Here is a 6283-nt window from a genome sequence, read left to right as displayed (position 1 = left end):
CTCTTGCCGGTATCCGTGACGGTCACCGCTATGCTCGACGGTATCGAGGTGCTGGTATTGGTCGAGCTAGTGCCGGTCGTGCGGGTACTGGTTTCGAGGATTTTCTCAGCGGACGGCTGGTTCGATTCAGTCGTCGCGGCAGAGGCGGCATCAGGCTTGTCGCGATTGGAGTTGGTGACCTTGGTGACCTGCGGTTTGCCATTGGACGTGCCGGTGGTGCTGGAGGTTCCACCCGGCGGTGTCCCTGTGGTAGCGGCCATGATGGTTCTCCTCAAAATTATTCTAAACACCACAACAAGAGGTCATCATGCCGGTTCCATTGCGTCCACTCCCGTCCTCCTGGCATGGAGTAACTGACCTGAAGGGGAACTGGCGGTTCATTACCAGCCACTGCCTGATAGGGGCGAGGTCGCCGCTCGCATGGCTGCCGTCTGTTACCTCACCGGTGTCGGCGAGATCGTGCACTGCTGTCCTCGTGAATACCATCTGACGCGAACAAATCGACCAAGGATGGCCTGAACGATCACTTTGACCTCGTCCGGATCGCGTGCGACAGGTGCGAGCGGGCGGGTCAGTACAGGAAGGAGACGCTGGCGGAACGGTTCGGATGGGATGAGGTCATGCCCGAAGTCATCAGGGTGCTGGCCGGGTGCCGGGAACTGGGAGATTATTCAAAGGGGTGCGGAGCACATTTCATTGACCTGCGGGTGCGGTGAACCGGATCCCTGAGGTGTCAGAAGATTTGAGGATCATATCGGTATGAGTAAGAAGAAAAGTCCTGAAAAATCCCAGGAAACTGAAGTAGACTATAAAAAGATTGCTGAATTTTCTAAGAAATTATATCAGGATAAGCCAAAATTAGTTGAAGACATGTCTTTTGCGATCTTCCGCTCAATGGCCTTTAGGATGCTCAGGCGAGGGGAGATCGTTCTGGATGAGAGAGAAGACACCAAAATTGCTCACCAACTCATGGGAAAAATACTAAAAAACCTTCATGACGAGAAAGGCAACGTCATTCCGGTAGCTTTATCAGCGGATCACTCGGATGAATTGCTGAGCAAGGCAAGAGAATATCATACATCTGAAGATCTCAATATGGCTGTTCTTCTTTATGCAACTTATTTCGAGCACAAGGTAAATCACATCGTCGTCACTGCATGTGATCTAAAGAAGATACGAAAACCTACAGCTACAGCAATGTTTAAAACAATTCGCAGACTGGAAGAAAAAACTGGTTGGATTCTGGAGGTTCTCGTTGGAGAGTCATTGAACGCGGCGACACGGAATACTATTAGGGATATCAGCGATTATAGAAATTACTATGTCCACTACAAGCATGGCCCCTATGACATGACCCGAAATAAGGGGCTTCGCTCAGCGTTGGAAAAAGCTGAGACGGCGGTGTCGGATCTAGACGCCTACCGGGACAAACATTTTCATCATGGGCAGGAAGCACGGTTGGACGGTATTTTGGCCTTCCTTCGTAGTAGAGTACCATCAAGAATGACGCCGTTTCCTGAGCGAGGGAAAAGTGCTGCTGGTGAAACGGGGGACCCCTGACAACCGGGGTAGACCAAAGGGGCGCAAGGGCACCTCTTAGGATCCAGGCCGGACGGCTCGAACTGGCATGGAAATACGTCCCACCGGGTAGGAATGGGAATTTTCCATATACGCTGTAATGCGTTCGCAGTATCCAATGATATCAATGCCTTAGCAAAGTGGTTGAAACTATTGAAGTCCTATGATTCGGCCACTTTATGGACATCGACCCATTGACTCAGGCAAAGGCTGGACTGCCGTCCCATAATACCCGCCTGAGTAGAACATCCCCGGATCGAGTGGTTGTCGCCTGTTTCCGGCCTGTTGGACCAGCAGGACGCCGATCCTAGACTGATGGGGTAGATCAGGGCTGGTCGTCGGCGTCGTCATCCCCGACGATCTCCTGCCAGATTTCCTCGACGATGCCCGATGGCGGGTCGACCTCGATCTCGGGGCGATGCTCGACCAGGGTGTTGCCATCGGCGTCGAGGGTCGGGATCTCGGCAGGGTTCGAGGCCCAGGTGAACACGACCCGCTGAGCCGCCTCTGTCTTGAGGTCGACGCTCTTTAGCTGAGGGGCGGCGTATTTCATCAGTTCCGCCCTGGCCTGATACTGGATTTTCTCGGAGCGGGCTGTCTGTGCCAGTTGGATCATGGCCTGGAACGGGTTGAACCCGGCCTCCTCACACAGAGCTTTCACGTCCCAGTTCATGGCCCGGTATGGACTGCCGAGTTTCTTTCCATTACCTGGAATTCGCTTGCTTCCCTTTGTGATCCGACCACGCTCGTCCCGGATCACCCCAGGGGTGGGGGTTGTGGCGTCGGGGTCGGTGGGGGTCATTCCAGTTTCACTCCGTTTTATTTGGTCAAAAGTATTTGCCAAGGCTCGAAGCATCACGCTCGCTTTGCCCGGTTTGAGGCCAGCTAACCGATATCAAGTCCGGTTGGACGAGGGAGCGAGGGGCGAGGGGCGAGGTCCGGGGCCAAGTCCGGGCCGATCCCGTCGGAAAAAACCCTCCCAGTTTGTGTTTTCCTTAGAAGACTCTATAAGGAAAACACAAACTGGGAGGGTTTTCCCCCGTCATATTGCCTCTTTATTGAGCACATTCGAGTTCGAGGTCCTGCCCAGCAGGACCGAGACCAAGTCGAGCACTTCGGCCTGATTGAGCCTGGACACCGTATCCGGACTCGGGGCCGGATCCGAAAACGATCCCGCCGCTTCCTCCGTCAAGCTCTCCCCGATAGCGATAAGCTCCGCCTCGTTAGCTTGACGACGCCGAATCTCCCGCCGTTCTTTCTGACTCAGCCAGAGGGCAAAGTCGTACCGCGACTCCCGACACAGGACCTCATCGATCTTGCTCCATAGGCTTACCGACAGGATCAGCCAGTGGTGCGGGTCAACACCGCGTTTCCGGAACCCAAGATTTCGGCCCGCTGTCTGATTGAAGGCGTCGACGTGGCGAAACTTGACGCAGGTCCTGACGCCTGCCCAGGCGTTCAGCACCTCGTGCATTTCATGTTCCTCCGGCCCCATGTGGAGCATCGTCTGGGCGAGATCCTGACCGATGAGCCCATTGCTGCCCTTGGCTTTCGCGTGGGTCATCGTCCGGCTGCTCTCCTGTGCTTTGTCGCTGATCACCAGGAAGTCGTCCCCGTGCTGGGATCGGAACCGGTTGATCGCCTCCCCGACGCCTTTGGCGGTGCAGCCCCGGTCGTACCAGAGCCTGACGGTGTCGCGGGGAATCAGCGGTGTCGCGAGTTCGACGATCCGGAAGACCTGCCGGTCATTCCGGCCCCGTCCCAGCACCTTGACCGGCGGCAGACACCCAGCGATGACGGTCGGGACCAGTTCGGTCGTCAGGATCATGACCCGGCGGGCAACTCCGGCCCACCAGTTCCGGGGCCGGACCATCCAGCGGTTCCCCACCGCCTTGGTGTAGATGCTCGGTAGCTCGCCCCGCTCGGTCGTGTCGCCATATTCGCCGCTATCCTGAACCACGACCTCCCGCCACGCCTTGTCCGACCCTTCGGCGATCACGCGGCAGGTCTGGAAATCGATATCGAGTTCCCTGCCGTGGTAGACTCCCGATGGTTTCCCCCGGACCGCAAGAGCTTCGATGAAATCGCGGGATTTCTCCAGCGTCTCTCCCGGCCGCCGCCACGACGGGTAGTCCCGCTTGAGATCCCGAACCCACTCGACGACCTCGTGGCGATGAATGTCCAGTAAGTCCCCCGCCGCGACCTCGTCGTGGATCGCGACGCCCAACTGCATGTCGGTCCGCAGGGCGGCCATCCGATCAGGTGCCGCACCATTTTTATGAACCCGCCAGAAGTCCCGGTGCCAGAACGCCCGGCTGTGGCTGTATTTCGTCCAGTTCTGCATCAGGGCATGGCTGGTACAGAATACCGGGCGACGCCGTCCGACCTCCCGCCATACCTCCTGGTGCCGCCGCTCCAACGCCTTGATTATCCTGGGTTGACGGTCACACACCATGACCCAGAGGCTGGAGTAGCCGTCCGACAGAGCATCATCCAGGGTCAAGGGATCAACCCGGCTCTTCTGGCAGATATCACGATATTCCCGGATCCACGACGCCACCACGACCGAGTGGTAGCCGTTTCGGTTCTGTGAAGTGTTGAACTCGCGGGCTTTTTCCGCCGCCGCGTCGTAGTTGCCGAACGCCATCATTTGGAGCTTTTCCTGGCCGCCCGCTGCCCGGACAATCTGGTCGAACTCCGCGATCAGGCCCTTGGTCTTGCCTGCCCCTTCGGGTCCTTTGAGGTACGACAGTGGATTGTCCCTCACGGTTTTCAACACCGCTCGTCGGGTCAAGTCCGGCACCTTGTCGGGTCCGGTTGCCGCCGCCTGAAACGAGAGTTCGACTTCCGACAGGGGACGGGATCGGACGCGATCGATCCACGTCACGAGATCATTGGGATCCGGCTCCACCTCCGGGAGATTGAGCGTATGACTGGTCCGACGTTCCTTCAGCCACAGGGCCATCAGGACACCGAGCCGAAAGTCCAGCGGGGGTGGCGACCGGTCCTTCCAGGCATCTCGTCCGCACATCATCAGGTGGGCGAAATCATCCCTGATGATCGACGATGCCCGCCCGTCATGCTGGCTGTTGTAGAAACTCGCGATCCAGTTCGAGCCGTTCCATTCCAGCCGGTAGAGCTTCGGCCACGCTCCCCATTTCCGCTCGCAGTGCTGCCGCAGCCTGGACTCGCAATACACCCGCTCGTCTTCTGCCAAAGGGCCGGGACGAATGGCCGTCGTCGGCGGGTTCGAGTTCCCGCGAGCGGCTTCGCTCGCTCGTCCCCCCGGTTCGACGCCGACACCGAGCTTCCGGTCGCGTTCAGCGGTCCGAAGGAACGGAGCGGGCTGGAAAAACAACTCGTCGGCATCCACTGCCCGGTGCCCCCGATATTGCTCCCATAGGGTGACCTGCGGTACCTTCGTACCGACCGGCATCCCGAGGATGTTGGGTTTCGGGATACCATCTTTGGCGTCCTTGCCGATGATTCGCGTGCCCCAGGGCATCCGCCTAAAGGACTCCGGGCGATCAAGCATCTTGTCCGGGTCGATGCCCGGCGGGATTTCGAGCACCGCCTTGATGATCTCCACCACCCGTCCCCAATGAGCGGTGAAGCCGTCCCGCATCGCACGGCGGTCAAGCCCGGCCCGGTCCACGATGGGATAGGAGTCGAACATGATATGCAGGTGGAGGCTCTTGTTCCCGCTCCAGCAGGCCGTGATCCCCATGAAGTCGCCAAACCGCGACAGTTCCCCGTAGAGGCCGCCTAATGGAGCGCCGAGCGGTTTACCGCTGCTCCGGCACCAACTCATCTGGGTCTTGACGAACTCGATTTCCGGGATGTCAAACTCGACCGTGAAGACATACGGGAACCCGCCGACGACCCGCTGAGATGGCTGATTCCACCGAGTTCGCCCCTTGTCATCGGTCAGGACCTCGCCTTGGGCATCGGTGAGAGGGGTTGCCAACACCATGGTGTTGGTCCAGTACGTTACCTGCTGTCGGTAGGACAGCCACTCCGCCTTACCCTGATTGCGGATCTCATGAGCAAGCTGATGGGTCCGACCCCAATCGTAGACGGTCTCGCTGATGCAGATGTTGCTGAGGTGTCGCCAGAGGAAGCGTTCGCTGAACTCATCGCTCGGACGCTCGATAGCCCGGACGAACTGGTTCGCGATCCTGCCCCCGAGTTGCGGGCGAATGTATTGTTCTACTAGGGGGAGGAAATAACTATGGTCCACGTCGGCCTCCACACGGGAGCACCGGCACCGGGATCATCATCACGTCGGGCGTGGTCAATCATGCGTAGCTCCATACTGGCTCCAGAGGGTTTGGGCGGTCGACTGGGACCTGGAGCCGGTAGTCGCTATCCGAGGCTCATGACTTCCTCGGTCGCCGACCGCCTACCTATTTATTCAGGAGCCGATAACGGAAACGCGAAATCAAAAATCATTTCCCGGTGAACCATACAGGATGAATTGCGGTGGCCGCCGCAGGCTCTTGGGTTTTCGCTCTTCACGATGACCGCAACTAATAGATAATCCTCCACAACCCTCCGATGTACAATTGTGCAAATAGTCACCTTCCGGCAGGCTAAAAAATGTTGGCAGGTGATGACATCTGTCATCAGCAGGTTGTTGACAGGTGATGACGGGTGTCATCAGAGGGCTGACGACAAGTGCTGACACTCTTCAACAGGCTACATC

General features: G+C 58.0%; 4 protein-coding genes. 1 reads left to right on the top strand and 3 read right to left on the bottom strand.

Features of this window, described 5'->3' with window-relative positions:
• The coding region (locus AC5JJ6_RS36455; protein ID WP_496046726.1) for a hypothetical protein at positions 1–260 on the bottom strand (260 nt) is incomplete at its 3' end.
• A gap of 499 nt (positions 261–759) precedes the next feature.
• Between AC5JJ6_RS36455 and AC5JJ6_RS36450 the strand changes: the two genes are divergently transcribed.
• A complete protein-coding gene (locus AC5JJ6_RS36450) occupies positions 760–1560 on the top strand; it encodes a hypothetical protein (RefSeq protein WP_496046725.1) in 801 nt (266 codons plus the stop codon).
• A 343-nt stretch (positions 1561–1903) separates the two neighbouring features.
• Here the strand turns inward: AC5JJ6_RS36450 and AC5JJ6_RS36445 are convergent, their stop codons facing one another.
• Together AC5JJ6_RS36445 and AC5JJ6_RS36440 are read right to left on the bottom strand one after the other, a co-directional pair.
• On the bottom strand, positions 1904–2380 hold the full coding sequence (locus tag AC5JJ6_RS36445) for a hypothetical protein (RefSeq protein ID WP_496046724.1): 477 nt from the start codon (positions 2378–2380) through the stop codon (positions 1904–1906).
• Between the two features lie 240 nt (positions 2381–2620).
• Positions 2621–5818: a hypothetical protein gene (locus AC5JJ6_RS36440; RefSeq protein WP_496046723.1), complete on the bottom strand. Its 3198-nt coding sequence runs from the start codon at positions 5816–5818 to the stop codon at positions 2621–2623.
• Positions 5819–6283: the final 465 nt, after the last annotated feature.

The organism is Skermanella sp., from assembly GCF_059503625.1.
This window is presented reverse-complemented; position numbering and strand designations above follow the sequence as displayed.